The organism is Streptomyces sp. NBC_00654 (assembly GCF_026341775.1).
Taxonomy (GTDB): Bacteria; Actinomycetota; Actinomycetes; order Streptomycetales; family Streptomycetaceae; genus Streptomyces.
The window spans coordinates 2,829,881-2,854,188 of sequence record NZ_JAPEOB010000001.1; the positions used below are offsets into that span (position 1 = coordinate 2,829,881).

General features: G+C 71.5%; 19 protein-coding genes. 13 read left to right on the forward strand and 6 right to left on the reverse strand.

Annotation, left to right across the window (positions count from 1 at the left end; all coding sequences use genetic code 11):
• Position 1 precedes the first annotated feature (1 nt).
• Positions 2-919 carry a LysR substrate-binding domain-containing protein gene (locus OHA98_RS12120; RefSeq protein WP_266925090.1) on the forward strand — a complete coding sequence of 306 codons (918 nt, stop codon included), beginning with the start codon at positions 2-4 and terminating at the stop codon, positions 917-919.
• Between the two features lie 118 nt (positions 920-1,037).
• Positions 1,038-2,264 carry an acetyl-CoA C-acetyltransferase gene (locus OHA98_RS12125; RefSeq protein WP_266925092.1) on the forward strand — a complete coding sequence of 409 codons (1,227 nt, stop codon included), beginning with the start codon at positions 1,038-1,040 and terminating at the stop codon, positions 2,262-2,264.
• Positions 2,265-2,465: 201 nt separating this feature from the next.
• On the opposite strand, the gene OHA98_RS12130 is transcribed toward OHA98_RS12125, so the two are convergent.
• Complete coding sequence (locus OHA98_RS12130; RefSeq protein ID WP_266925094.1) at positions 2,466-3,695, reverse strand: FAD-dependent monooxygenase; 1,230 nt, start codon at positions 3,693-3,695, stop codon at positions 2,466-2,468.
• Between the two features lie 197 nt (positions 3,696-3,892).
• The gene (locus OHA98_RS42640; protein WP_323179544.1) at positions 3,893-4,636 is read right to left on the reverse strand and encodes a chaplin; all 744 of its coding nucleotides are present in this window, start codon (positions 4,634-4,636) and stop codon (positions 3,893-3,895) included.
• A 540-nt stretch (positions 4,637-5,176) separates the two neighbouring features.
• Here OHA98_RS42640 and OHA98_RS12145 point away from each other — a divergent pair.
• The 6 genes from OHA98_RS12145 to OHA98_RS12170 all read left to right on the forward strand — a co-directional run bounded on the left by OHA98_RS12145 (position 5,177) and on the right by OHA98_RS12170 (position 8,289).
• Positions 5,177-5,578, forward strand: a complete 402-nt coding sequence (locus OHA98_RS12145; protein ID WP_266925096.1) for a rodlin — start codon at positions 5,177-5,179, stop codon at positions 5,576-5,578.
• Between the two features lie 291 nt (positions 5,579-5,869).
• Positions 5,870-6,103: a chaplin gene (locus tag OHA98_RS12150; protein WP_323179545.1), complete on the forward strand. Its 234-nt coding sequence runs from the start codon at positions 5,870-5,872 to the stop codon at positions 6,101-6,103.
• A 262-nt stretch (positions 6,104-6,365) separates the two neighbouring features.
• Positions 6,366-6,653 carry a hypothetical protein gene (locus tag OHA98_RS12155; protein WP_266925098.1) on the forward strand — a complete coding sequence of 96 codons (288 nt, stop codon included), beginning with the start codon at positions 6,366-6,368 and terminating at the stop codon, positions 6,651-6,653.
• A gap of 190 nt (positions 6,654-6,843) precedes the next feature.
• Entirely contained in the window at positions 6,844-7,254 is a 411-nt protein-coding gene (locus OHA98_RS12160) for a rodlin (RefSeq protein ID WP_266925100.1), read from the forward strand.
• A gap of 310 nt (positions 7,255-7,564) precedes the next feature.
• Positions 7,565-7,762, forward strand: coding sequence for a hypothetical protein (locus OHA98_RS12165; protein WP_266925102.1), 198 nt, complete (start codon positions 7,565-7,567; stop codon positions 7,760-7,762).
• Positions 7,763-7,881: 119 nt separating this feature from the next.
• Positions 7,882-8,289, forward strand: coding sequence for a rodlin (locus OHA98_RS12170; RefSeq protein WP_323179546.1), 408 nt, complete (start codon positions 7,882-7,884; stop codon positions 8,287-8,289).
• 139 nt (positions 8,290-8,428) lie between these two features.
• Here OHA98_RS12170 and OHA98_RS12175 read toward each other — a convergent pair whose 3' ends face one another.
• Positions 8,429-8,929, reverse strand: a complete 501-nt coding sequence (locus OHA98_RS12175; protein ID WP_266925106.1) for a DUF5949 family protein — start codon at positions 8,927-8,929, stop codon at positions 8,429-8,431.
• A gap of 423 nt (positions 8,930-9,352) precedes the next feature.
• Between OHA98_RS12175 and rsgA the strand changes: the two genes are divergently transcribed.
• Together rsgA and OHA98_RS12185 are read left to right on the forward strand one after the other, a co-directional pair.
• On the forward strand, positions 9,353-10,507 hold the full coding sequence (gene rsgA, locus OHA98_RS12180; protein ID WP_266925108.1) for a ribosome small subunit-dependent GTPase A: 1,155 nt from the start codon (positions 9,353-9,355) through the stop codon (positions 10,505-10,507).
• Between the two features lie 101 nt (positions 10,508-10,608).
• Positions 10,609-12,018 (forward strand): DNA-3-methyladenine glycosylase 2 family protein, encoded by a 1,410-nt coding sequence (locus OHA98_RS12185; RefSeq protein ID WP_266927880.1) that lies wholly within the window; start codon positions 10,609-10,611, stop codon positions 12,016-12,018.
• A 93-nt stretch (positions 12,019-12,111) separates the two neighbouring features.
• Here OHA98_RS12185 and OHA98_RS12190 read toward each other — a convergent pair whose 3' ends face one another.
• Both OHA98_RS12190 and OHA98_RS12195 read right to left on the reverse strand, forming a co-directional pair.
• Positions 12,112-12,594 carry a DUF456 domain-containing protein gene (locus tag OHA98_RS12190; RefSeq protein ID WP_266925110.1) on the reverse strand — a complete coding sequence of 161 codons (483 nt, stop codon included), beginning with the start codon at positions 12,592-12,594 and terminating at the stop codon, positions 12,112-12,114.
• 106 nt (positions 12,595-12,700) lie between these two features.
• On the reverse strand, positions 12,701-13,690 hold the full coding sequence (locus OHA98_RS12195; RefSeq protein ID WP_266925112.1) for a LuxR family transcriptional regulator: 990 nt from the start codon (positions 13,688-13,690) through the stop codon (positions 12,701-12,703).
• 210 nt (positions 13,691-13,900) lie between these two features.
• Between OHA98_RS12195 and OHA98_RS12200 the strand changes: the two genes are divergently transcribed.
• From OHA98_RS12200 to OHA98_RS12210, 3 genes are all read left to right on the forward strand, one after another.
• The gene (locus tag OHA98_RS12200) at positions 13,901-17,662 is read left to right on the forward strand and encodes a S8 family serine peptidase (protein ID WP_266925114.1); all 3,762 of its coding nucleotides are present in this window, start codon (positions 13,901-13,903) and stop codon (positions 17,660-17,662) included.
• A 191-nt stretch (positions 17,663-17,853) separates the two neighbouring features.
• Complete coding sequence (locus tag OHA98_RS12205) at positions 17,854-19,191, forward strand: protein phosphatase 2C domain-containing protein (RefSeq protein WP_266925116.1); 1,338 nt, start codon at positions 17,854-17,856, stop codon at positions 19,189-19,191.
• 112 nt (positions 19,192-19,303) lie between these two features.
• Complete coding sequence (locus OHA98_RS12210; protein WP_266925118.1) at positions 19,304-21,046, forward strand: pyruvate dehydrogenase; 1,743 nt, start codon at positions 19,304-19,306, stop codon at positions 21,044-21,046.
• A gap of 107 nt (positions 21,047-21,153) precedes the next feature.
• Here OHA98_RS12210 and OHA98_RS12215 read toward each other — a convergent pair whose 3' ends face one another.
• The gene (locus OHA98_RS12215; protein WP_266925120.1) at positions 21,154-24,267 is read right to left on the reverse strand and encodes a glycoside hydrolase family 38 C-terminal domain-containing protein; all 3,114 of its coding nucleotides are present in this window, start codon (positions 24,265-24,267) and stop codon (positions 21,154-21,156) included.
• Positions 24,268-24,308: the final 41 nt, after the last annotated feature.

Here is a 24,308-nt window from a genome sequence, read left to right on the forward strand (position 1 = left end):
TATGGAGCTGCGTCATCTGAACGCGTTCGTCGCCGTGGCCGAGGAACTGCACTTCGGCCGGGCCGCCAGGAGGCTCCAGATGGCCCAGCCTCCGCTGAGCCAGCAGATCCGCCAGCTGGAGAAGGAGCTCGGCGTCCAGCTCTTCCGGCGCAACACCCGCTCCGTACGGCTCACCAGTGCGGGAGAGTCGTTCCTCGAACCGGTACGGACGGTCCTGGACGACCTCGGCACGGCGGTACGCGCCGCCAGATCGGCCGGCCGCGGCGAGTACGGCCGGGTCACCATCGGCTTCGCCGGGGCCTCCAGCCACGAGACGCTGCCACGGCTGACCCGCGCCGTGCGCGCCGCCCACCCCGGCCTCGAACTCGTCATGACCGGCCAGACGTACGCCAACGTCGCGCTGACCCGGGTGGCTGACGGCACGCTCGACCTCGGCTTCGTCCGGCTGCCGGTGACCCGGCCGGGCGTGGCGTACCGGGTGATCGACGAGGAGGAGCTGCTGTGCGCCCTGCCCTCCGACCACCCGCTCGCCCGGCGGGAGACGGTGCCGATCGAGGCCCTGGCCGAGGAACCCTTCGTCTCCTTCCCGGCCAACACCGGCTCCACCGTGCGCGACGCGATGGTCGAGGCGTGCGAGGGCGCCGGGTTCAACCCGCGTGTGGTGCAGGAGGCCCCGGACTCGTACACGATCATGGCGCTGGTCGCCGCAGGGGTCGGCGTCGCCCTCACGGTCACCTCCTGCCGGCACATCCAGCAGAACGGGCTCGTCTACCGCCCCCTCGCCGGACCGCCCATCCGCCGCCAGGCGGCCCTGGCCTGGCGGGCCGACAACCCCTCCGCCGCACTGCGCGCCGTGCTCGCCGTCGCCGAGGACGCGCTGCCGACACCGGTCCGCCGAACCGGACCGGTGCCCCATTGAGACGTGCCGCCTCTCGAACCGGGGTGAATTCGATATTGGACCGGCTCGGTCGCCGGATGCGAAGGTCGCCCCGACACCCCACCCACCGTCCCCGCCGCCCCTCGCGAAAGGCCCCGCCGTGCCCGACCCGCTCGATGTCGTCATCTGCGAACCGCTGCGCACCCCCATCGGCCGCTTCGGCGGGGCGTTCGCGCAGCAGACACCGGCCTCCCTCGCCGCACGCGTCATCGCCGAGGTCGTCGCCCGTACGGGCATCGACCCCGGCCGCGTCGACGAAGTGATCCTCGGGCAGGCCTACCCGTCCGCCGAGGGCCCGGCCATCGGCAGGGTCGCCGCGCTGGACGCCGGACTCCCCGAGTCCGTCACCGGTGCCCAGATCGACCGGCGCTGCGGCTCCGGCCTCCAGGCCGTCCTCGACGCGGCGATGCAGATCCGGGCGGGGTTCAGCGAGGTCGTGATCGCGGGCGGTGTCGACGTGATGAGCGCCGCCCCCTACTACACGCACGACGGGCGCTGGGGAATCAAGGGCCCCGGCCTCCAACTGCACGACTCACTGGCCCGTGGCCGCGTCACCGCGGGCGGTGTCAACCACCCCGTCCCCGGCGGCATGATCGAGACCGCGGAGAACCTGCGGCGCGCGTACGGGATCAGCCGCGCCGACCAGGACGCGCTGGCCCTGCGTTCGCAGCGGCGTGCCGCGACCGCCGCCGCCGAGGGCCGGTACGCCGCGGAGACGGTCCCCGTCACCGTACGGAGCCGCAAGGGCGATACGACCGTCACCGCCGACGAGCACCCGCGCCCCGACACCACCGCCGAGCAACTGGCGGCACTCCGCCCGGTCATGGGCAAGTCCGATCCCGGGGCCACCGTCACCGCGGGCAACGCCAGCGGCCAGAACGACGCGGCTGCCGCCTGCCTGGTGACCGGCGCGGCCACCGCCGAACGACTCGGCCTCACACCGCTCGTCCGTCTGGTCTCCTTCGCCCGCGCCGGAGTCCCGGCCGCGACGATGGGCATCGGCCCCGTCCCCGCCACCCGCGCGGCGCTCGCCCGCGCCGGGCTCACGCTCGCCGATCTCGACCTGATCGAGCTCAACGAAGCCTTCGCCGCGCAAGTGCTGGCGTGCACACGCGAGTTGGGGCTCAGCGAGACCGACCATGAGCAGCGGATCAATGTCAATGGATCCGGGGTCTCGCTCGGCCATCCGGTGGGTGCCACCGGCGCCCGCATCCTCGCCACGCTGACCCGGGAACTGCACCGCCGGGAGGCCCGCTACGGCCTGGAGACCATGTGCATCGGTGGCGGCCAGGGCCTGGCGGCGGTCTTCGAGCGCATCGCCCCCTGACGCGGGGCGGGGGCGTTGGGCGTGGGTGCGGCCCGGATCCCGGTGCGGCGCGGTACGGCGCGGAAGGGCGGGCGGCTTGACGGAATGTCACACGCCGCCACCACCGCCGTCGCGCCGCGCGACCGCGCATGCCACCCCCGCGTCAACCCGTATGTGACCCTCGCGCCGCCGCCGCATGTCACAGCGCCGCGCCGCCGCATGTCACATGGCACGGCGCCGCTCGCCCCGGTGCGCGGCCTGTCCCAGTTCCCCGTACAGATAGTGCCGGGTCCCCGCCAGCGTGACCCGGCACCATTCGTCCACCTCGTCCTGGCCCATGGCCGCCCAGTCCGGGGTCGCCTCCACCTGTGCGTGTCCCAGCCTGCGTCCCAGCTCCACCAGGCGGGCGCCCGCCGCCGTGCGTTCGTCCGCGTACCGCTCCAGCGCGCGGGCCGGTGAGGCCGACTCCCGCAGCGCCCGTTCCAGACACAGCGCGTCCTGGAGCGCCTTGACCGCGCCGCTGGCTGTGTGCGGCCGGGTCACTCCCGCCGCGTCCCCGGCGAGCAGGAGCGGGGAGCGCGCGGCGCGGGGAACCTGGACATCGGCCACCGGGTGACAGGCCATGGCGAGATGCTCGCCGCGCGCGACGATGTCGGCCCATGAATCCGGGAAGTGCTCCTCGGCGATCGTGCGTACATGGGCGTCGGCGTCGGTGCCCCGCGCGGGCGGCCGGCCGTAGACGGCGTACGCGATCACCTGGTCGCCGGCCCCGTGGGTCCGCGCGCCGTCCCGGTGACCGGCCGGAATCAGATAGAAGATCCCATGACCGCCCCGGAAGCCCACGGTGACCCAAGCCTCGCGCAGCAGCTCCAGCTCCCGGGGATGACCGGCGAGGGCGCTCAGCGGAATCGTGCCGCGCCACACCAGATATCCGGCGGGCGTCGGACGCAGTCCGGGGGCCAGCACCTGTCGGGTCGGGGACTTGTACCCGTCGGCCCCCACGACGATGTCGTACGTCTCCTCGCCGTCCGCGGTGCGGATCACCGCCCGCCCGTCCGGCTCCTGCCGTACGGCGGTCACCGGCCGGCCCCGCAGATAGCGTGCTCCACCCACATTTCCGCGCAACGACCGCCACAGCAAACCCCAGTTGCAGGGAGTCACCGCCGCGTCCTGTCGTGCGAACTCCCGCGCGGAACGTCCCTCCGGCTGCCGGGTGACCCAGGCCCGGTACGCCACCGGAGCCGTGGGCATCGCCGCGTCGAGATAACCGGCCGAGACCAGCTCCTCGTGCAGGGGCGGCGGGATCACGATCCCGAACCCCCGGTCCTGGAGCTCGCCGTCGCTGCGCTCGTACACCGTGACATCCGCCCCGGCGCGGACTCCCGCGACGGCCGCCGCGCAGCCGGCGATGCTGCCGCCGATCACTCCTACGCGCAAGGCTGCTGCTGCCACGTCGCTACCACCTTCGCCGTCGGTCCGGGATGCGGGGATGCGGAGTTGCCGAACCGGCCCATCGTCCCACCCTGGTCCCGTACGGCACCCGTGCCCGGACGCCGACGTCCGGGCACGGTGTCCCCGTCGCCCGCCGAGGACCCGGCCGGACGGTCTCAACCGCCCGGCCGGGCCTCTGTCGCCCGGAGGGGCCGGGCTCAGACCCGCGTGCCGCGGGTGCGGCGCATCAGGACCGCCCCGCCGAGCAGCAGCGCGGCGCTCGCCCCGGCGGCCATGCCGAGGCCGGCGGCACCGGTCTCGGCGAGGTGCGAACCGGGCTGGACCGGCCGGGGGGTGTCGACCGGCGGCTCGTCGACCGGCGGTTCCTCGACCGGCGGCTCATTCACCGGGGGCTCCTTGACCGGCGGTTCATTGACGGGGGGCTCCTCCGTGGGGGGCTCCTCGACCGGGGGTTCCTCCGTGGGCGGCTCCTCGGTCGGCGGCTCGGTCGGCGGCTCGTGGTGGTCCGGGCCGCTCACGTTCGCGCACTGATTGCCGAAGGCCGGGTTCAGCAGACCGACGACGTTGACGCTGTTGCCGCAGGCGTTGACCGGGACGTCCACGGGTGCCTGGACCAGGTTCCCCGACAGGACGCCGGGGGAGCCGGCCGTCACGCCCTGGGCGCTGGATCCGCTCTGCTGTCCGGGGTGGCCGCCGGAGTCCACGTTCTTGCACGCGTTGCCGAAGGCGGGGTTCAGCAGGGCGATCACGTTGACCGTGTTGCCGCAGGCGTTGACCGGGATGTGCACCGGCACCTGGACGGCGTTGCCCGAGCCGACCCCCGGTGAACCGACGGCGGCACCGGCGGCCGAGGCATCGGCGTACGCGGAGCCGCCGGCCGCGGTCAGGATGCCCGACGCCGCCGCCATGACGATCATGCTTTTGTTCAGAACCTGTCGCATTACTTGCCCTTCCTTAGGACATTTCGCGTGGGCGATTCGCCCGCAGAGCCACCGAGCGGTGTCGCGTTCGAGCCGAGACGCACGTGCGCGCTGGACGACACCCCTAACGACCCTGGGTTGTGAGGGAAACTTGGAAGTCAGTGGAAATCTTGTAACCAGCCGAACGAGTGACGTACGAACGTTCGCATTTGATCTGGAGGGGCTGGTTGAAAGTTGGCGGAAGCGAAGGCGTCCCTTCGGTCCTCCGATATTTCCCAGCCTTTGTCCGGGCGGCAACTTTCACGCGTTCGGCGGCGGTTCCTCCGTGGAGAATGGTCGCAATTCCTTCACGAATCACCTAATCGACTTCCCGAATTAGCCTCCGGGGGGTGCGTCGCACACACGGACAGGGAGTCACCCTGACGGGGTGGACGCAGGGCGGGCCCTCCGTCAACGAGTTCCGGCTTTCAGGCATTCGGGTGATTGGAGAGAACCAAATGCCGGGCCGCGAGTTGGTCAGGAGGCTCCGGTACGGGGCAACGGGTTCGAGAAGGGTTAATCGTGATCAAGAAGGTTCTGGCTACGGGCGCTGTCGCCGCCTCCATCCTCGGTCTCGGCGCGACGCAGGCCATGGCGATCGGCAACGACGGAGGCACGACCTCGGTCAACGGTAACGGCGCCGCGCAGGTGTTCGGCAACGCTGCCACCCACGGTGACTGGAGCCCCCAGTTCGGCCTGATCCAGGGCTCGCTCAACAAGCCCTGCATCGGTCTGCCGCTGAAGGCCAACGCCGGTTCGCTGATCGGCGCCGTGCCGATCTCGCTCCAGGACATCAACGTCCTGTCGTCGCCGCAGAACCAGCAGTGCACCGAGAACTCCACCCAGGCCAAGGGTGACGAGGCCCTGTCGCACATCCTGGACAGCATCCCGATCCTCTCCGGCAACGGCGCCCACAACGGCTGACCGGACCGCGACCACAGGCCCGGACCGCCGGCTTTCCTCCACCGAGCGGTCCGGGCCTGCTGCTGCCTCCATGGGTGGCCGTACATCGGCTGGTCATATGAACCGGCCAGTGATGTGGATCGACTGATACTGCGTCATTCGGGCGGAATCCGAGAATCTTCTCCTTGAGCGGTTTCAATCTCGGTCGTTAATCGTTACGAATGACAGCGTCGGAGTCACGAGCACGAGAGACTCCGCTCGGGCGATACGAAAGTCGTACCGCTCCAGACCCCGCCGCAGAAAGGGATGAAAGTGAAGTACACCAAGGTTGCCTCAGTCGCCGTCGGAGCCCTCATGGCGCTGGGATTCGCCGCGCCGGCCATGGCCGACGCGGGTGCCGAGGGCATCGCCGTTGGTTCCCCGGGCGTGCTGTCCGGCAACGTCGTGCAGATCCCGGTCCACGTTCCGATCAACATCTGCGGTAACAGCGTGAACATCATCGGTCTGCTGAACCCGACCTTCGGCAACACCTGTATCAACAGCTGAATGATGACCGGCTGAGCCCTGGCTCGGCCTCGGTCGGCCCCGGATCGTCCATCGTCGATCCGGGGCCTTCCCCTTTCCCCGCGCGGACATCGTGCGGACTTTCGGTCGGTCCCCGTGCGGGCGGGAAAAACCTGCGGCCGCGTAGTTTCCCGTGCGCGGCCTGATCGTTGTTCAAGGAAAGCGGCAGAAGTCACAGGCAAAGAGAGCTTGTGTGCGGCACGGGAACGTGACCGAAAGATGCCGCGCAGAAGGGAACCTGAAAGTGAAGTACGCGAAGACCGCTGCGCTCGTTGCCGGTTCCGTGGTCGCTCTCGGAACGGCTGCTCCCGCCTTCGCCGTTACTGACACGGCCCCCAACTTCAGCCTCGACAGTGGCCTGAACCAGCTGATGGCCAGCACCCCGGAGATGGTGGACCCGCTGGTCGACACGGTCGGCGCGGCCACCGAGACGGTGCAGAAGGACGGCACCGTCGGGAAGCTGGCGGGCGAGGCCACCGGCGTGGCCCAGGCGGCAGCCCCGATGCTCGGCGGAATGCCCATCGGCGGCTGACCGTCGTACGGCATCACTTCCCCACCGCTTCACCTTCCCTCCGATGCCCGCTGCCTCGCAGGAGTCCTTTCGAATTTCCGTGAGGCAGTGGAATCGTTCGAGTGAATGAGCACAACCCATTCCCGCCGGACAGAGTTGGTCAGGACGCTCCGGATAGGCGGGCACAAGAATTTCCCAGAAGGGCTTTTTTATGATCAAGAAGATTCTGGCCTCGGCGGCGGTCGCTGCCTCGGTCGTCGGTGTCTCCGCTGCGGCTGCCCCCTCCGCCATGGCCATCGGCAATGACGGCGGCACCACGTCGATCAACGGCAACGGCGCCATGCAGTCCTACGGCAACTCCGCCACCCACGGTGACTGGAGCCCGCAGTTCGCGCTCATCCAGGGCTCGCTCAACAAGCCCTGCATCGCCCTCCCGGCCAAGGCCAACCTCGGTTCGCTCATCGGCCTGGTGCCGATCACGGTCCAGGACCTCAACGTCCTGTCGTCGCCGCAGAACCAGCAGTGCACCGAGAACTCCACCCAGGCCAAGGGCGACGAGGCCCTGTCGCACATCCTGGACAACATCCCGATCCTCTCGGGCAATGGTGTCGGCAACAACTGAGGCCGCGTAACTCCGGTCCCTCGCCGCTGACTTCTCCGAACTCCCGGGGAGCGGCCCGGAATCTGCCTGTCCGCAACGCCTGACCACAGGTGGGGCCAGTCCATCCGCACAGCGACAGTTCCTCGGTCGCCCGGATGCGCTGGCCCCTTTGTCGTGAGCGAAGCCTCCGTCGTGGGTGAACTCCGCGCCCGGTGTACGGCGCGTGACAGGGCGGCGCGTGACAGGGCGGTGCGGGGCCGGGCGGTGCGTGGTTGGGCCGGATGCCGCAGCAGCGGCTGACGGTTCCGCCGCACGCGGGTAGGGCCTCTCCATGGATGAGTACGACAGTCGACCATCGCGGGGCGGACAACAGCCCGCACAGGACAGCACACCGATCTACGACCGGCTGGTCGCCGAGTGGCGGGCGGCCGGGCGAGGCTCCGGGCCGGCCGCGTCCCATGAGCCCGCGGTGGTCCGGGGCGGCCTCGTCCCGGCGGCGCGCACATCGCACGAGATCACCGGGACATGACCGCGCCGCGTCGACCTCACGCCGGATCACACCCATTTGAGTGGTAGTGCGGAACCGATGGCTCCGGCGGGGGTTGATCAGTACGTTCCACAACGGAACGCTCCGAAAGGTGAAGCTTGATGAAGAAGATGATGGCCGGCGCGGCAGTGGCTGTGTCCCTGATCGGTCTGTCCGCAGCCGCGGCCCCCACGGCCATGGCGATCGGCAACGACGGTGGCACCACCACGCTCAACGGCAACGGTGCCACGCAGGCCTTTGGCAACGCCGCCACGCACGGTGACTGGAGCCCGCAGAACCAGCTCGTCCAGGGCACCCTGAACAAGCTCTGCATCGGTCTCCCGGCCAAGGCCAATGTCGGTTCGCTCATCGGCCTGGTGCCGATCACGGTTCAGGACATCAACGTCCTGTCCAACCCGCAGAACCAGCAGTGCGCCGACAACTCCACCCAGGCCAAGGGCGACGAGCCGCTGTCGCACGTCCTGGACGACATCCCGGTCCTCTCGGGCAACGGCGTCGGCAACAACTGACACCGCTGAGCGCGGGCGGCCCGGAGGGTTCTCCCTCGGGGCCGCCCGTACTCATGTGCCCCGGCACCGCACACGACGATGCCCACCACTCCACGGGGGGTGGTGGGCATCGTCGCGGGCGGACGGTGCGGGGGAGGGTTCAGCCCAGGGCGCGTACAGGGAGGAGGCAGTGGGCGGCCGTGCTCACGACCTCCGGGTTCGCCGCGAAGCCCCGCAACTGCTCCTCGCTGACGGGCTGTCCGGGCACGGCCTCGGGCCAGGGGCGGGTCGCGAACATCACGTACACCTGACCCTGCGCCTCGGCGGCGGCCAGCCACTCCGCGGGGACGGTGTACTGGGCCTTGAAGTGAGGAAGCGTCAGGACGGCCTGACCGGCCTGGACGAGGAGCTTCGCCTGGATGCCCGGCGTCTCGGAGGCGTCCTGAACGCCTCCGCCGACCTGGAGGCCCGCGCGCTCCAGGGCCACACGCAGGGCGGCCTCCCCGGCCTCCGGGCCGTCCTGCCCGTCGCCCAGCGAATAGGTGAGAAGGAAGGCGACGTCATGGCCCTGGTCGGGGTGTTCGCCGCTCCAGCCGATCAGGATCTGGGTGCCCAACTGGGCTTGTGTGAACGTGCCGGTGGCGGTCTGGGGTGAGGTCATGCTCGGCACCCTAACGGCCCGAGACCGGTCGATGTACATGCGTATCACCTGATCGAGGGAGATTGAGTGATATCTCCGGCCGGCACCCCGGCGCGAACCCGATTCCGGGCCCGTTCCGGTTGCCGTCCCCTCGCGGTCCGGCCGCGGTCGGGCGCCGAACCGGCCAGCGTCCTCTCCCGCCGGGCCCGGGAAAAGCTGTTGACGGTGCCGGGCGGGGCCGGGCTATGGTGGGCGACGTTCCGCGCCGCGGGGCGACCTACGTGAGGAACCAGGAGGTGAGGACATTGATGACTGTCATTGCGATGGGCACTGCCCACAACCAGATGAGCATCGTTCTCACCCCCGTGGCCACCGGCTGACCTTCTTCCGAACCTCCCGCGCCGAGCGCGCGGTGCCGGGGCCACCCTTGTGAAGGGTTCCCCCTTGTCTTTCCCGATTCCTTCCGTCCCGTCCTCGTCGCACCCGCTGGCTCCCTACGGCTGGGACGACGACTGGGCGGACGCTTTCGCCCCGTACGCCGAACAGGGACTCCTGCCCGGCCGCGTGGTGCGGGTGGACCGCGGTCAGTGCGACGTGGTCACTCCCGACGGCACACTCCGTGCGGACACCGCGTTCGTGGTGCCCCGCGACCCGATGCGGATCGTCTGCACCGGGGACTGGGTGGCTGTCGATCCCCACGGCGACCCCCTGTTCGTACGGACGCTGCTGCCGCGGCGTACCGCCTTTGTGCGCTCGACGTCCTCGCAGCGTTCCGAGGGACAGGTGCTCGCCACCAACATCGATCACATCGCCATCTGTGTCTCGCTCGCCGTCGAACTCGACCTCGGGCGTCTTGAGCGCTTCCTCGCGCTCGCCATGTCCAGCTCCAGCGGTGACGCGCTGCTGCGGGACGGATCCACGGCCGGGGAGACCGATCCCCAGCCGATCGTGCTGCTCACCAAGTGCGACCTGGTCCCGGACGTGGCCACGCTGTCCCACCTCGTCGAGGACGTCGAGTCCATCGCGCCCGGAGTCCAGGTACTGCCGGTCAGCTCCGCCACCGGCGAGGGACTCGATGTGTTCTCCGCCGTCGTCTCCGGCGGCACGAGCGTGCTGCTCGGGATCTCCGGCGCGGGCAAGTCGACCCTCGCCAACACCCTGCTCGGCGAGGACGTCATGACGGTGCGGGCCGCCCGCGACGTCGACGGCAAGGGCCGGCACACCACCACGACCCGCAACCTGCTCGTGCTGCCGCACGGCGGTGTCCTCATCGACACCCCCGGGCTGCGCGGCGTCGGGCTGTGGGACGCGGAACAGGGGGTGGGCCAGGTCTTCTCGGAGATCGAGGACCTGGCGCGGCAGTGCCGGTTCCACGACTGCGCCCACGAGGCCGAGCCCGGCTGCGCGGTGCTCGGCGCGCTCGAGGACGGAACGCTGCCCGAGCGGCGCCTCGACAGCTACCGCAAGCTGCTGCGCGAGAACCAGCGCATCGTCGCCAAGACCGATGCCCGGATGCGCTCCGAGATCCTGCGGGACTGGAAGCGCAAGGGCGCGGAGGGGCGGGCGGCGATGCAGGCCAAGCGCGGCCGGGTGCGGTAGTCACCGCCACCCGGGCCGGGTCCGGCGGTCCCGGGGCCGGTGGTTCGATGTCCGAATACCGCGAGTGCGGCAGCGGGGGCTGCCGCACACTGGACGGTGTGATGGACGAAGAGAGCAGGTACGAGGCGGTGAGCAGCCGCGACGCACGGTTCGACGGAGAGTTCTTCTTCGCCGTCGCGACCACCGGCATCTACTGCCGGCCGAGCTGCCCCGCCGTCACCCCCAAGCGCGAGAACGTCCGGTTCTACCCGACCGCGGCAGCCGCCCAGCGCCACGGCTTCCGGGCCTGCCGGCGCTGTCGTCCGGACGCCGTCCCCGGCTCGGCCGAGTGGAACGTCCGCGCCGATATGGCCGGCCGGGCCGTGCGGATGATCAGCGACGGCGTGGTGGACCGGGAGGGCGTCCCCGGTCTCGCCGGACGCCTCGGCTACAGCCCGCGGCAGGTCCAGCGTCAGCTCAACGCCGAGCTGGGGGCCGGGCCCGTCGCGCTCGCCCGCGCCCAGCGTGCGCACACCGCCCGGCTGCTCCTCCAGACCACCGGCCTGCCGGTCACCGAGATCGCCTTCGCGTCCGGCTTCGCCAGTGTGCGCCAGTTCAACGACACGATCCGGCAGATCTACGCCCGTACGCCCAGCGCACTGCGGACCGAGGCCGGTACGGGCCTGGGGGCGGCGGAGCGGGAGGGCCGCCGGGCCGGGATACCGCTCCGGCTCGCCCACCGGGGCCCGTACGCCGCGCGGGAGATGTTCGACCTGCTCGGCTCCACGACCGTGGCACGGATCGAGGAGATCAGCGGGACGCCCGGTCACCGCACCTACCGCCGCACGCTCCGGCTGCCGTACGGGACGGGCATCGTCGCCGTCGACGAGGCGTCGCCGGGGCCGTGGCTCCAGGCCCGGATCCAGCTGACCGATCTGCGCGACCTCACCACCGCCGTGCAGCGGCTGCGCCGGCTCCTGGATCTGGACGCCGATCCGTACGCCGTCGACGAGGCGCTCGGCGCTCACCCCCGGCTCGCACCGCTCGTCGCCGCGCGGCCGGGGCTGCGGTCGCCGGGGACCGTGGACCCGGAGGAGTTCGCCGTACGGACGCTGGTGGGGCGTGCGCGGGCGGAGGAGCTGGTGGAGCGGTACGGCAAGGTGCTGGATGTGCCGTGCGGCGGGCTCACCCATGTGTTTCCCGAGCCGGGCGTGCTGGCCGGTGCCCCGGTGGAACCCGCGCTGGTGGCGCTGGCGGCGGCGCTGGCCGACGGCGGCGTACGGCTGGACGCCGGCGCGGACCGGGACGAGGCGGAAGCGGCGCTGCGCCGGCTGCCGGGGATGGACCCGCGCAGCGCGGCGCTGATCCGGATGCGGGCACTCGGCGACCCCGACATCGATCCTGACGTCGATCCGGACGCGGACCCTGACCAGGGCGGGGCGCCGGACGGGGCGCCGGACGGCGGGGCGCGGCGGTCCTGGCGGCCCTGGCGCTCGTACGCCGTACGCCATCTGGAGCTCGAAGAGCGGTGACGCCGCGGCTGTGCGAGGCCGCGGCCGTGCTGGCCCGCCCGCCGGTTCAGGCAGGCGAGCCCCAGCGCGGGGCGTCCACCGCGGACCCGGGGCTCAGCCCCAGAGCACCGCGCCCAGCCACGCCCCGGCGACCAGCAGGCAGGCGAACAGCTCCACCAGTACCGAGAAACCGGTCGCCCGCATCACTGAGCGGACCGACGTCCAGCCCGCGCCCCGGCTGCCGAGCCGTAGCCGCTCGGCGCCGTAGATCGCACCGACGTACCCCAGGATCCCGCCCACCACCGGCAGCACGAAGAACCCCACGATCGCGGTCACCCCGCCGATCATCAACGTCTTGCGGGGCGCTCCCGACTCGCCGGGGCGCCGCGGTGGCAGCAGAGGTCTCAGGGCCTGGTTCAGCAGCAGTACGGCCGTTGCGCCGATCAGTACGCTCCAGGCGACCGGAGTCGTGTCCGCCAGCGCCCACCACAGCACCGCGGCCCACACGATCGCCTGCCCCGGCACGCCCGGCACCAGCACACCGACCAGCCCGAGCAGCATGACCAGGCCGACGGCGACGAGCTGCCACACACTCATCCCACCAGCCTGCCGGAGACCGGCGGCTCCCGCCCGTCAGCACAGCCCCCGCCACCTGCGCGGACTCCCGTACCCGCCCGCGTACGCCCGGGGCCCGCCGGCCGTCTCAGACGCGCGGGGTGCGCGACACCCAGCCCCGTTCGTACGCGTGCCAGCCCAGCTGGAGCCGGGTCGACACCCCGGTCAGCTCCATCAGCCCCTTCACCCGGCGCTGAACGGTCCTCAGCCCCAGCTCCAACTGCTTCGCCACACTCGCGTCCGTCAGCCCCGCCAGCAGCAGCGACAGGATCTCCAGATCCGTCGGATCGGGCCCAACCCCGTCCTCGCGCACCCAGCCGGACTCGCCCAGCCGCAGCGGCATCGCCTCCCGCCACACCGCCTCGAAGAGCCCCATCAGCGACTCCAGAAGACCGCTGGCATGAACGACCAGGGCGGCAGGCTCCGCACCGCGCCCGGTCAGCGGCACCATCGCCAGCCCGCCGTCCGCGACGACCAGCTTCGTCGGTACCCGGTCCACCACCCGGCACTGCTCGTCACGGCTCAGCGCGGCCGACAGCTCCATGATCCCGGACGGCAGCGACAGCACCTCGCGCTCCACGACCACCCGGAAGGACACCCCGCGCGTCGCCGCCCGCTCCTCGGACTCGTTGTCCATACCGCTCACCGCGATCGGATTCCCGGTGACCAGGGCGCAGACCTCCGAGGTCGCCCCCAGCTGCAACTGATGGAAACGGTGCGCGACCGCGCGCGCCCCGGTCACGACCTCCACCAGATCGTGCACCGCGGGCTCGCTCGCCTCCGCGCGGTACTCCTCGGCCAGCAGCGCCGACGCCAGCTCCGCCTGCTCCAGCTCGTGCCGCTGCTGGATCAGCAGCGCCCCCAGCGCCACCGCCGGGGGCGCCGCCACCCAGCGTCCCGGCCTCGCCGAGGACTGGGCCGCCAGCCCCTGCTGCTCCAGCCGGCGCAGCGCCCGCTCGGTGTCCGCCTCGGGAAGCGCCAGCCGGTGCGCGAGATCGGAGAGTTCGGCGGCCCCTGCCGCGACGAGCGCGCGGTACGCCGCCTCCTGGATCTCGTCGAGACCTATCGCACCCAGCATTCTCCGGCCCTCCCCGGGCGTCGTGATCGCGCATCGCCGCGCCTGCTCCGGCCGACCGGCCGTGGCGGGAAGAGGCCACGGCGTAAACCCGCCGCTCACATCATCCCCGTACCGGTGGCACCTCTGCCAATGTGGCGCCACCGCAGCACCAACAACCTCTGGAATGTCATGCCTTGTGCTGCTTCATTCCGGATTGATCAGGGGAGAACGATGCGCCCGATATCGCGTACGGCACTGGGAGCGGCAACCGTCGCCGTCCTGGCCGTCACCGCGATCGCCCCGTCCGTGGCGGCACCACAGGACGACGCGACCGCCAAGAAGCCGCTGACCGGCAGTGCGGCCAGCGCCGCGAAGGACGGCGGGCCGGTCACCGTGACCCTCGTCACCGGCGACAAGGTGCTGGTGAGCACCGACAGTTCGGGGGCCTCGTCCGCCACCGCGCTGCCCCGCGAGGACGGCACCGTACCGCTCGTCCAGACCCGGCAGTCCGGCAAGGACCTGTACGTCTACCCGGACACGGCAGTCGGGGCGCTCGCCGCAGGCACGGTCGACGAGGAACTCTTCAACGTCACCGGACTGATCCGCCAGGGCTACGACGACGCGCACTCCACGACCGTCCCGCTCATCGCCACCTACCGCGAGGACACCGCACGCGGCGCCCCGCCCACCCCGCGCGGGGCCGAGCGTGGCATGACCCTCGATGTCATCGACGGAGTCGCGCTCAAGGCGGACAAGAAGCGGACCGCCGCCTTCTGGGCCGACGTCACCGCACCCCGGTCGCGCTCCGGCGCCGGGCTGGAGAAGCTCTGGCTGGACCGCAAGGTCGAAGCCAGTCTCGACAAGTCGACCAAGCAGGTCGGCGCCGACCTCGCCTGGGCCGCGGGCTACGACGGCAAGGGCACCAAGGTCGCCGTGCTCGACACTGGCGCCGACGCCGAACACCCGGACCTCAAGGGCCGCATCACCGCCTCGGAGAACTTCACCGACTCCGACTCCACCGACGACCGTCAGGGCCACGGCACCCACACGCTGTCCACGGTCGGCGGCTCCGGCGCGGCGAGCGACGGGAAGAAGAAGGGCGTCGCGCCCGGCACCGGCCTCCTCGTCGGCAAGGTCCTCAACGACAGCGGCTCCGGTGCCGCGTCCTGGATCATCGCCGGTATGCAGTGGGCCGTCGACAACAAGGCCGACGTCGTCTCGATGAGCCTCGGCAGCTCGGCCCCCACCGACTGCACCGATCCGATGAGCCTCGCCGCGGAGGAGCTGGGGAAGAACAAGGACACCCTGTTCGTGGTCGCGGCCGGCAACATCGGTCCGACGCTGAACACCGTCTCCTCGCCCGGCTGCGCCCCCAGCGTGCTGACCGTCGGCGCCGTCGACCGCGACGACTCCACCGCGAACTTCTCCAGCCTCGGCCCGGCGATCGTCTCGCACACCCTCAAGCCCGAGATCGCCGCCCCCGGCGTCGGCATCTCGGCCGCCGCCGCGGGCGGACGGGGCCCGTACGCGTACCGGTCGATGTCCGGTACGTCGATGGCCACCCCGCATGTCGCGGGCGCCGCCGCGATCGTGAAGCAGCGTCACCCCGACTGGACCGCCCAGCAGGTCAAGGCGGCCCTGGTCTCCTCCGCGAAGAGCGCCGTCCCCGGCGACGTACGCGAGACCGGCGCGGGCCGCCTCGATGTCGCGCGGGCCATCGACACGTCCGTCCTCGGCTCCCCGGCGCTCCAGGGCGGCACGTTCGACTGGCCGCAGGACAAGAGCGACCGCACCTCCGTCGACGTGCCCTACACCAACCTCGGCAAGAAGCCGGTCAAGCTGTCGCTGAAGGTCGCGGGCGTCACCGGCAACGACGGCTCGGCCGTCCGCTCCGGCATCGCCGGACTCGGCCGGAAGTCCGTCACCGTACCGGCCGGCGCCACCGTCCACGTCCCGCTGGAACTCGCCCCGGACGCACGTCTGGACAGCAGCCAGTACGGCGATGTCACCGGACGGGTCCTGGCCACGGCAGACGGTGTCAAGGTCGCCACCCCGTTCTCCCTGTACGTCGCCCCGGAGACCGTCACCCTGCGCGTCAAGCTCATCGACCGCACCGGCAAGCCGGCAGACGGCGTGTCCTCGCTCGACGTCATCGGCACCGACACGTCATCCGGCGAACGCCGCTTCAACGAGGGCGCGGCCGACCAGACGTACCAGGTGCGCCCCGGCGCGTACCTCGTCTCCGGCTTCATCGCCTCGCCCGACCCGAAGGACGCCACCGGGCAGCTCGTCGAGTCCCTCGGCTATCTCGCCAGGCCGCAGCTGAACGTCACCAAGGACACCACCGTGGTGCTGGACGCCCGCAAGGCGCACAAGCTCACCGTGAAGACCGAGGACCGCGCCACCGAGACCCGTACCACCACGCTCGCGTTCGGGCGCTCGTGGGACGACACCTGGCTGCACTCCGGTTCCATCTCGGGTACCGGCATCATCAAGAACTACCTGGTCGACGTCCAGGGCAAGCCCCGTGACGGCGACTTCGAGTTCGACAGCTTCTGGCGCGCCTACGCGCCGCAGATCGACCGGTTCAGCCTCGTCGGCGGTCCGGCACTGCACCCGCGCCCCGCGGGAACGGGCTCCGTCAACCTGGACGGCACCGGCAGGGCCGAGGTCGTCGACGCGGGCACCGGCACCGCCGCCGAGCTGGCGGCCGCCGGGGTCAAGGGCAAGATCGCTCTGGTGAAGGTCGCGGAAGCCGGTGTCACCGCCCAGGCGCGTGCCGCCCAGGCCGCGAGTGCCAAGGCACTCCTGGTGCACCGCTCCGCCGCGGGTGACTGGAAGCCGAACACCGGCTACGGTACGGCTCCGCTGCCGGTCCTCGGTCTCACGGCCGACGAGGCCGCCGTCCTCACCGCCGCGCTCGGCGAGGGCCCGGCCGAGGTGTCCTGGAAGGCGACGGCGGTCAGCCCGTTCGTCTACAACCTGGCCTTCCCCGAGACGGGACAGATCACCTCGGACCGCACCTACAAGGTCCGCGACAGGAAGCTCGGTTCGGTCACCGCCACGCACGACTCCATGGGTGTGGCCGCCGACTTCGTGGACACGCTGCTGGTCACCCGGCCGTACGGCGGCACCTACTCCGCCGCCGGCTTCGACACGCTCGCCACACCGGGCAAGCGCACCGAGTACTACTCGGCGGGCGACAGCACCTGGCGCAAGATGCTCTCCTCCAGCTTCCCCTGGGGCGAGTTCATGACCGACCGGACGCGCACCTATGAGGCGGGACAGAAGCGCACCGAGGAGTGGTACCGGGGTCTGCTGACACCGGGCACCCCGCGCGACGCGGCAGGAAAGGAAGCCCTCGCCGGTGAACGGCAGGACAATGTGGTCGGGTTCGCCCCCGGGTTCATGTCCGACACCGAACACGTCGGAGAGCAGGGCTCGTTCGGCGACATCGGCAACATGACGCTCTCCAGCGGCGGAGAGGTGATCGGCAGCAGCGGCAACCCGTACGGCGCGTTCACCGTCCCGGCCGAGGACCGTGCGTACGAACTCACCATGTCGACCACGAAGATCGGCCAGCCGGCCGCGGCGTGGAAGCGCTCGACGGCGACGGAGACCACCTGGAAGTTCCGTTCCGAGCGGAAGGCCGATGTCTACTCGCAGAGCATCCCGATGCTCTTCCCGCGCTACGACGTCCCGTCGGACGGGATGAAGACGCTGCCTGCCACGGACGGCCAGCGCATCGGCCTCACGGTCACCGGCCACGCCGGCTACACGCCCGGCAAGCTCACCGGCGCCAAGGTCTCCTTCTCGTACGACGGTGGCGAGACCTGGTCCGAGGCCGTCACCGGCCGGCAGGGCGGGCGCTGGACCGCGACCGTGAACCACAAGGGCGCGTCGGGCAAACCGGTCACCCTGAGGACCGAACTGACGGACGCCAATGGCAGCACGGTCGTCCAGACCGTGAACGACGCGTACGTGGTGCGCTGATCACCGCGGCAGGACGAAGCGGCTGGACGTAGCACCCGGACGCACTGGCCGGACGTACTGCCGGACACACACCGACCGGTCCGCCGGGCGGCCTTCCCTTGGGGGGTGGGGCCGCCCGGCGGACCTCTTTTACGCGCCACGTTTTCCGGATGCCCCGTTTTCGCGGGTGCCTCGCGGTCGACAATAGGGGCATGAGTCAGCAGGGGGAGACACCCGCCGCCCATGAGGACGACTGGTGGCGCAAGCTGTACGACGAGGCCGCGCCGGACACCGGTCCGAGCGGCGCTGCCGACAGTCTCGACGAGCGCTTCGACTCCGTGTCGGACGCGGTGACGTCAGGGGGCCCGCCCCCGGCGCCCCCGCCGTCCCCGGCGCCCCTTCGGACCATGGCGTTCCGCGCTCCCTGGGAGCCGCCGTCCGGACCGCCGGAGCCGCGGACCTTCGCCGAGCCGGTCCCACCCCCACCCCCGCCCCCTCCGACGCCCCCTCCGACGCCTCCGTCCCGACCGCCGCTGCCCCGCCGGGCCACCGGGCCCGATGCCGCCGGACACCCACCGGCGCCGGCCCCCGCGCCTGTCGCGGCCGCCGCACCCGACGTGGTCCCCGCCCCCGACGCGGCCGCCGCACCCGTCGTCGTCCCCGCGCCCCGCCCGGTCGTAGGGCACCTCGGCGACCGGCCGCCCACCTACGATTCCGACCCTGCGGCCCTGCCCGCCGCCACGCCGCACAACCTGGACGCGCTCGTCCCCGACACCGTGCTCGACGGCGCCCGGTACGGCACGTACACCCTGCGCACGGCCTCCGTCCGGGGCGACTCGGCGCGCTTCCGGGGCGAACCCCGGCGGGACGCCCTGCTCACCGCCCGATTCGGGTCCGGCGAGAGCGCCCTGGTCCTCGTCGCGGTGGCCGGCGGCGCACGTACCGCCGACGGGACACAACGCGCGGCCGCCGAGGCGTGCCGCTGGATCGGCGGGGCCGTCGGGCGCAGTCACGCCCGGCTCGCCGAGGACATACGGGCCGGGCGCCGGGGCGATCTGAAATCGGGGCTCCACCGGCTCATCGACCGCACCTACGGAAAGCTCCGCGCCCGCGCCGCCGAACTGGGCCTCGAACCGGAGGAGTACACCGCGGGGCTGCGCTGCCTGCTGCTGCCCACCGACCCCGAGTGCCGTACCCGGGTCTTCTTCGGCGTCGGGAGCGGTGGGCTCTTCCGGCTCCGGGACGGCGCCTGGCACGACCTGGAGCCGCGGATCGCGCTCCCCCCGGACGGCCGTGAGCGGGCCGAGGACGCCCCGGGGGCCGAGCCCTTCCGGTTCCGGGCCTCCGTGGCCCGCCCCGGGGACACGCTCCTGCTGTGCGGCAACGGGCTCGCCGAGCCGATGCGCGGGGAGCCGGCGCTCGCCGCGGAGCTCGCCGAGCGCTGGGCCCGGCCCGGCCCACCGGGACTGCCCGCCTTCCTCGCGGACACCCAGCTCAGGGTGAAGGGGTACGCCGACGACCGTACGAGCGCGGCCGTCTGGGAGGCGTAACCCCGCGTGCCGTGGGTTGATGGACTCCGGAGACCGCCCGGACGGTGTTTCGTTCTCCGGAGTCCGGTAAGCCGAGCGTGCACGGAGCACACGGCAGAGAGGGTGCGCACCCATGGCCAAGCAGAACGTGTCGGAGCAGTTCGTCGACATCCTCGTCAGGGCGGGGGTCAAGCGTCTGTACGGGGTGGTCGGCGACAGCCTGAACCCGGTGGTCGACGCCATCCGGCGTAACGCGGCCATCGACTGGATCCAGGTCCGGCACGAGGAGACCGCGGCGTTCGCCGCCGGTGCCGAGGCCCAGATCACCGGCAGCCTGGCCGCCTGCGCCGGCTCGTGCGGCCCCGGCAATCTGCACCTCATCAACGGTCTCTACGACGCCCACCGCTCCATGGCCCCGGTGCTCGCCCTCGCCTCGCACATTCCCTCCAGCGAGATCGGGCTCGGCTACTTCCAGGAGACCCATCCGGAGCTGCTCTTCCAGGAGTGCAGCCACTACAACGAGATGATCTCCAACCCGCAGCAGATGCCCCGGCTGCTCCAGACGGCCATTCAGCACGCGATCGGACGCGGCGGCGTCAGCGTCGTCTCCATGCCGGGTGACATCGCGTCGCAGCCCGCGCCGGAGAAGTCGATCGAGCATGCCCTCGTCACCTCGCGGCCCTCGGTGCGGCCGGGGGACGAGGAGATCGACAAGCTCTGCCGGATGGTCGACGAGGCCAGACGGGTGACGCTGTTCTGCGGCAGTGGCACCGCGGGCGCGCATGCCGAGGTGATGGAGTTCGCGGAGCGGGTGAAGGCCCCGGTCGGTCACGCACTGCGCGGCAAGGAGTGGATCCAGTACGACAACCCGTACGACGTCGGGATGAGCGGGCTGCTCGGCTACGGCGCCGCCTACGAGGCGACCAATGAATGCGATCTGCTCATCCTGCTGGGCACCGACTTCCCGTACAACGCCTTCCTCCCGGACGATGTGAAGATCGTCCAGGTCGATGTGCGTCCCGAGCACCTGGGGCGGCGCTCCAAGCTCGACCTCGCCGTCTGGGGCGACGTACGCGAGACGCTGCGCTGTCTGACACCGCGGGTGAAGCCCAAGACCGACCGCAAATTCCTCGACCGGATGCTGAAGAAGCACGCCGACGCGCTGGAGGGCGTGGTCAAGGCGTACACCCGCAAGGTCGACAAGCATGTGCCGATCCACCCGGAGTACGTCGCCTCGGTACTGGACGAACTCGCCGACGACGACGCGGTGTTCACCGTGGACACCGGGATGTGCAACGTATGGGCGGCCCGCTACCTCTCGCCCAACGGCAAGCGCCGGGTGATCGGTTCGTTCAGCCACGGCTCGATGGCCAACGCGTTGCCGCAGGCCATCGGCGCCCAGTTCGTCGACCGGAACCGGCAGGTCGTCTCGATGTCCGGTGACGGTGGATTCACCATGCTCATGGGCGACTTCCTCACCCTGGTCCAGTACGACCTGCCGGTGAAGGTGGTGCTGTTCAACAACTCCTCCCTGGGCATGGTGGAACTGGAGATGCTGGTGGCGGGCCTGCCGTCGTTCGGCACGACCAACAAGAACCCGGACTTCGCCGCCGTCGCCCGCGCCGCCGGGGCGTACGGGGTACGGGTGGAGAAGCCCAAGCAACTGGAGGGCGCCCTCAAGGACGCCTTCAAGCACAAGGGTCCCGCACTCGTCGACGTGGTCACCGACCCCAACGCCCTCTCCATCCCGCCCAGGATCAGCGCGGACATGGTGACCGGCTTCGCGCTGTCCGCCAGCAAGATCGTGCTCGACGGGGGAGTGGGCCGGATGCTGCAGATGGCCCGCTCCAACCTGCGCAACGTCCCGCGCCCCTGACACCTCCGGGTCGCGCCGGGGTGAGAAGGGCGGGGGGCGAGGCCTGAGGTGCGTGAGGGGCGGGGCCGGGCGGGCGGCGGGCGGGCGGGTGACGCCGCGGGCCGCCGTTACGCCGGGGTCAGCCGCACGGTGAGGATCTGGAACGGCCGCAGGGCCAGCACGAGTGCGTTCCCGTCGGTGTCCGCCGGGTGCAGCGGACGCTCCAGCAGATCGGTGATGTGGGCCCGGACGACGGGGAACCCGACCGTGAGCCGGGCCTCGGCCCGTCCGCCCGCCGACTCGTAGAGCCGTACGATCACATCGCCGCCACGGTCCTCGGCCAGCTTCACCGACTCCACCGTCACCGCCGGATGCCCGGTCTCCACGAGGGACGGCACGGCCGGTGCCACCGCCGCCCGGAGCGGCAGATTGAGCGCGAGCCCCTCCCGTACGGCGTCGGTGACGTCGGCGCCCGGGGCGAGCGCGTAACGGAACCGGTGGATGCCGAGGTCGGTGTCCGGGTCCGGGCTGTGCGGGGCGCGCAGCAGCGTCAGCCGTACCGTCGTGCCGAGCCCCGACGTGTGCGGGGTCCTGGTCACCTCGTGGCCGTACGTCGAGTCGTTGAGCAGCGCGACACCGTAGCCCGGTTCGGCGACCCGCAGCCAGCGGTGGGCGCAGATCTCGAAGCGTGCCGCGTCCCACCCCGTGTTGTCGTGCGTCGCCCGGTGGACATGGCCGAACTGGATCTCGGCCGTGGACCGTTCGGCGTGGACGTCCAGCGGGAACGCCGCCTTGAGGACCTTCTCGGACTCCCGCCAGTCCACCTCCGTCTCGATGTCGAGCTGCCGGCTCCCGGCCGAGAGGCGCAGCTCCTGCACGACCGTGGACCTCCCGAAGGAGCGCACCACCCGTACGGCCGCCCGCAGCGGCCCCTCCTCGACCACGGACACGGAGTCGGCGCCGGTCAGATCGGTGCGGGTACGACGGTAGTGCCGGTCGATGTCCCAGGCGTCCCAGTGATTGGGGTGGTCCGGGTGCAGCTGGAGGAGATTGGCCCGCAGCCCCGGGGCCAGCACCTCCCGCCCCGCGGTCAGATCGCGTACCGAGGAGACCAGCCCGTCCCGGTCGACGGTGACCCGCAGCAGCCCATTGTCGAGCACGGTCCCCTCGTCCGGAGCTCCGGCCGCCGTGACCGGCTCGCCCGGAACGGCCGAGCCGTCCAGCGGCCCGGCGCCCAGCCCCGGCGTACGGACCGCCACGGCCGCACGCCCACCGCCCAGCTCCTGCACCCGGGCTCCGGAAGGCAGCACCCCGACCGCCTCGGCGTCCAGTTCGATCACCTGACCCCGCGCGTACGGCGAGGAGTTGAGCGCCACCAGTCCCGCCGGGGCGCCGAGCGAGGCCACCGCTTCGGCGACGAGGTCCGCCAGCTCCGCGCGTACCTCCTCATAGGTGTCACGGGCCTCGCGGTGCACCCAGGCGATCGACGAGCCGGGCAGGATGTCGTGGAACTGGTGCAGCAGCACCGTCTTCCACACCCGGTCCAGCGCTTCGTACGGGTAGCGGTAGCCGGGGGACCGCAGGGCGGCCGCCGTCGCCCACAACTCGGCCTCACGCAGCAGGTGTTCACTGCGCCGGTTGCCCTGCTTGGTCTTGGCCTGAGTGGTGTACGTGGCCCGGTGCAGCTCCAGATACAACTCGCCCGACCACACGGGCGCCTGCGCCCCGTACTCCTCCTCGGCAGCCGCGAAGAACGCCGACGGCCTCTCGATCGCGACCCGGGGCGATCCCTCCAGGTCCCGGAGCCTGCGCGCCTTCTCCAGCATCTCGCGGGTCGGCCCGCCCCCGCCGTCGCCCCATCCGAACGGCACCAGGGAGCGGGTGGCCCGCCCCTTCTCGGCGAAGTTCCGCTCGGCATGGGCGAGTTCGCTCGCGTGGAACTGGGCGTTGTAGGTGTCGACCGGCGGGAAGTGGGTGAACACGCGGGTCCCGTCGATGCCCTCCCACCAGAAGGTGTGGTGCGGCATCTTGTTGTGCTGGTTCCACGAGAGCTTCTGGGTGAGGAACCACCGCACCCCGGCCAGCCGGGCCAGCTGCGGGAACGCGGCCGTGTAGCCGAAGGAGTCCGGCAGCCAGATCTCCTCCGTCTCCACGCCCAGTTCCTCCTCGAAGAACCGCTTGCCGTGCACGAGCTGGCGGGCCAGCGCCTCACCGCCCGGCATATTGGCGTCGGACTCCACCCACATCGAACCGACCGGCGCCCATTGCCCGTCCGCGACCGCCTGCTTGATCCGCTCCCAGATGTGCGGCTGGTGCTCCTTGACCCAGGCGTACTGCTGCGCCTGCGAACAGGCGAAGACCAGCTCCGGATAGTCCCGGGCGAGCGCGGTGACATTGGCGAAGGTCCGGGACGCCTTGCGCACCGTCTCGCGCAGCGGCCACAGCCAGGCCGAGTCGATGTGCGCGTGCCCGGTGGCCGAGACACGGTGCGCGCTCGGCGACGCGGGGCGGGACAGCACCTCCGTCAGTTCCTCCCGGCCCGCCGCCGCCGTGCCCGCGACATCGTGCAGGTCGAGCGCGTCGAGCATCCGTTCCAGCGCGCGCAGGATCTCGTGGTGCCTGGAACGGTCGGCGGGCAGTTCCCGCGTCAGCTCGGACAACACCTCGATGTCCAGGACGAGATGCCAGACCTCCTCGTCGAGGACGCCGAGGTCCGCCGAGGCGAACCGGTGGAGAGGGCTGTCTCCGGCCGTCAGGACGTCGCCCAGTGGGGTCGGTTCGAAGCCGTGCTCCAGCACGGTGGGATTGGCCGCCGCCTCCAGGAGCAGCGCGACCCGTTCACCGCCCGCCGCCGCTCCGGCGACGGTGAGGTGGCGGTTGCGCGGGTGGATGCCCTTGAGCGGGACGCCGGAGGTGTCGTACAGCATGCCCTCCGCCTGGAATCCCGGCCCCTGGCCGGAGAACCCGGGATCGACGACCACTTCCACCCGGCGCCCGGCCCACTCTCCGGGCACCGTCCCTTCGAGCCGGAACCAGCTGGTGGACCAGGGTTTGCCCCACTCCGTACCGGTGGTGAAGGGCTCGTACGTCCTTTGGAGGGCCTCGGCCACGGGCACGGGTTCGCCCGGGGCGTGCCAGACGGACAGGGCCAGCGGGGTGCGGGCCGCGTACTGCGCGGGGCGGATGAACTGGTGGAGCGCTCGTTCGAGGCGGCCCTCCACCAGGGAGCGGTCGTCATGCATCGGGTGCCTCCGGATCTGTGCGCGTGGAACGTCACGCGAGG

Excerpts from the sequence above, each read along its gene's own strand:
- OHA98_RS12185 (WP_266927880.1), top strand. The coding sequence starts at position 10,609 with ATGGACGAAGAGAGCAGGTACGAGGCGGTGAGCAGCCGCGACGCACGG.
- OHA98_RS12160 (WP_266925100.1), top strand. The coding sequence starts at position 6,844 with ATGATCAAGAAGATTCTGGCCTCGGCGGCGGTCGCTGCCTCGGTCGTC.
- OHA98_RS12210 (WP_266925118.1), top strand. The coding sequence starts at position 19,304 with ATGGCCAAGCAGAACGTGTCGGAGCAGTTCGTCGACATCCTCGTCAGG.
- OHA98_RS12120 (WP_266925090.1), top strand. The coding sequence starts at position 2 with ATGGAGCTGCGTCATCTGAACGCGTTCGTCGCCGTGGCCGAGGAACTG.
- OHA98_RS12175 (WP_266925106.1), bottom strand. The coding sequence starts at position 8,929 with ATGACCTCACCCCAGACCGCCACCGGCACGTTCACACAAGCCCAGTTG.
- OHA98_RS12190 (WP_266925110.1), bottom strand. The coding sequence starts at position 12,594 with ATGAGTGTGTGGCAGCTCGTCGCCGTCGGCCTGGTCATGCTGCTCGGG.
- OHA98_RS12205 (WP_266925116.1), top strand. The coding sequence starts at position 17,854 with ATGAGTCAGCAGGGGGAGACACCCGCCGCCCATGAGGACGACTGGTGG.
- OHA98_RS12215 (WP_266925120.1), bottom strand. The coding sequence starts at position 24,267 with ATGCATGACGACCGCTCCCTGGTGGAGGGCCGCCTCGAACGAGCGCTC.
- OHA98_RS12200 (WP_266925114.1), top strand. The coding sequence starts at position 13,901 with ATGCGCCCGATATCGCGTACGGCACTGGGAGCGGCAACCGTCGCCGTC.
- OHA98_RS42640 (WP_323179544.1), bottom strand. The coding sequence starts at position 4,636 with ATGCGACAGGTTCTGAACAAAAGCATGATCGTCATGGCGGCGGCGTCG.
- OHA98_RS12170 (WP_323179546.1), top strand. The coding sequence starts at position 7,882 with ATGAAGAAGATGATGGCCGGCGCGGCAGTGGCTGTGTCCCTGATCGGT.
- OHA98_RS12195 (WP_266925112.1), bottom strand. The coding sequence starts at position 13,690 with ATGCTGGGTGCGATAGGTCTCGACGAGATCCAGGAGGCGGCGTACCGC.
- OHA98_RS12165 (WP_266925102.1), top strand. The coding sequence starts at position 7,565 with ATGGATGAGTACGACAGTCGACCATCGCGGGGCGGACAACAGCCCGCA.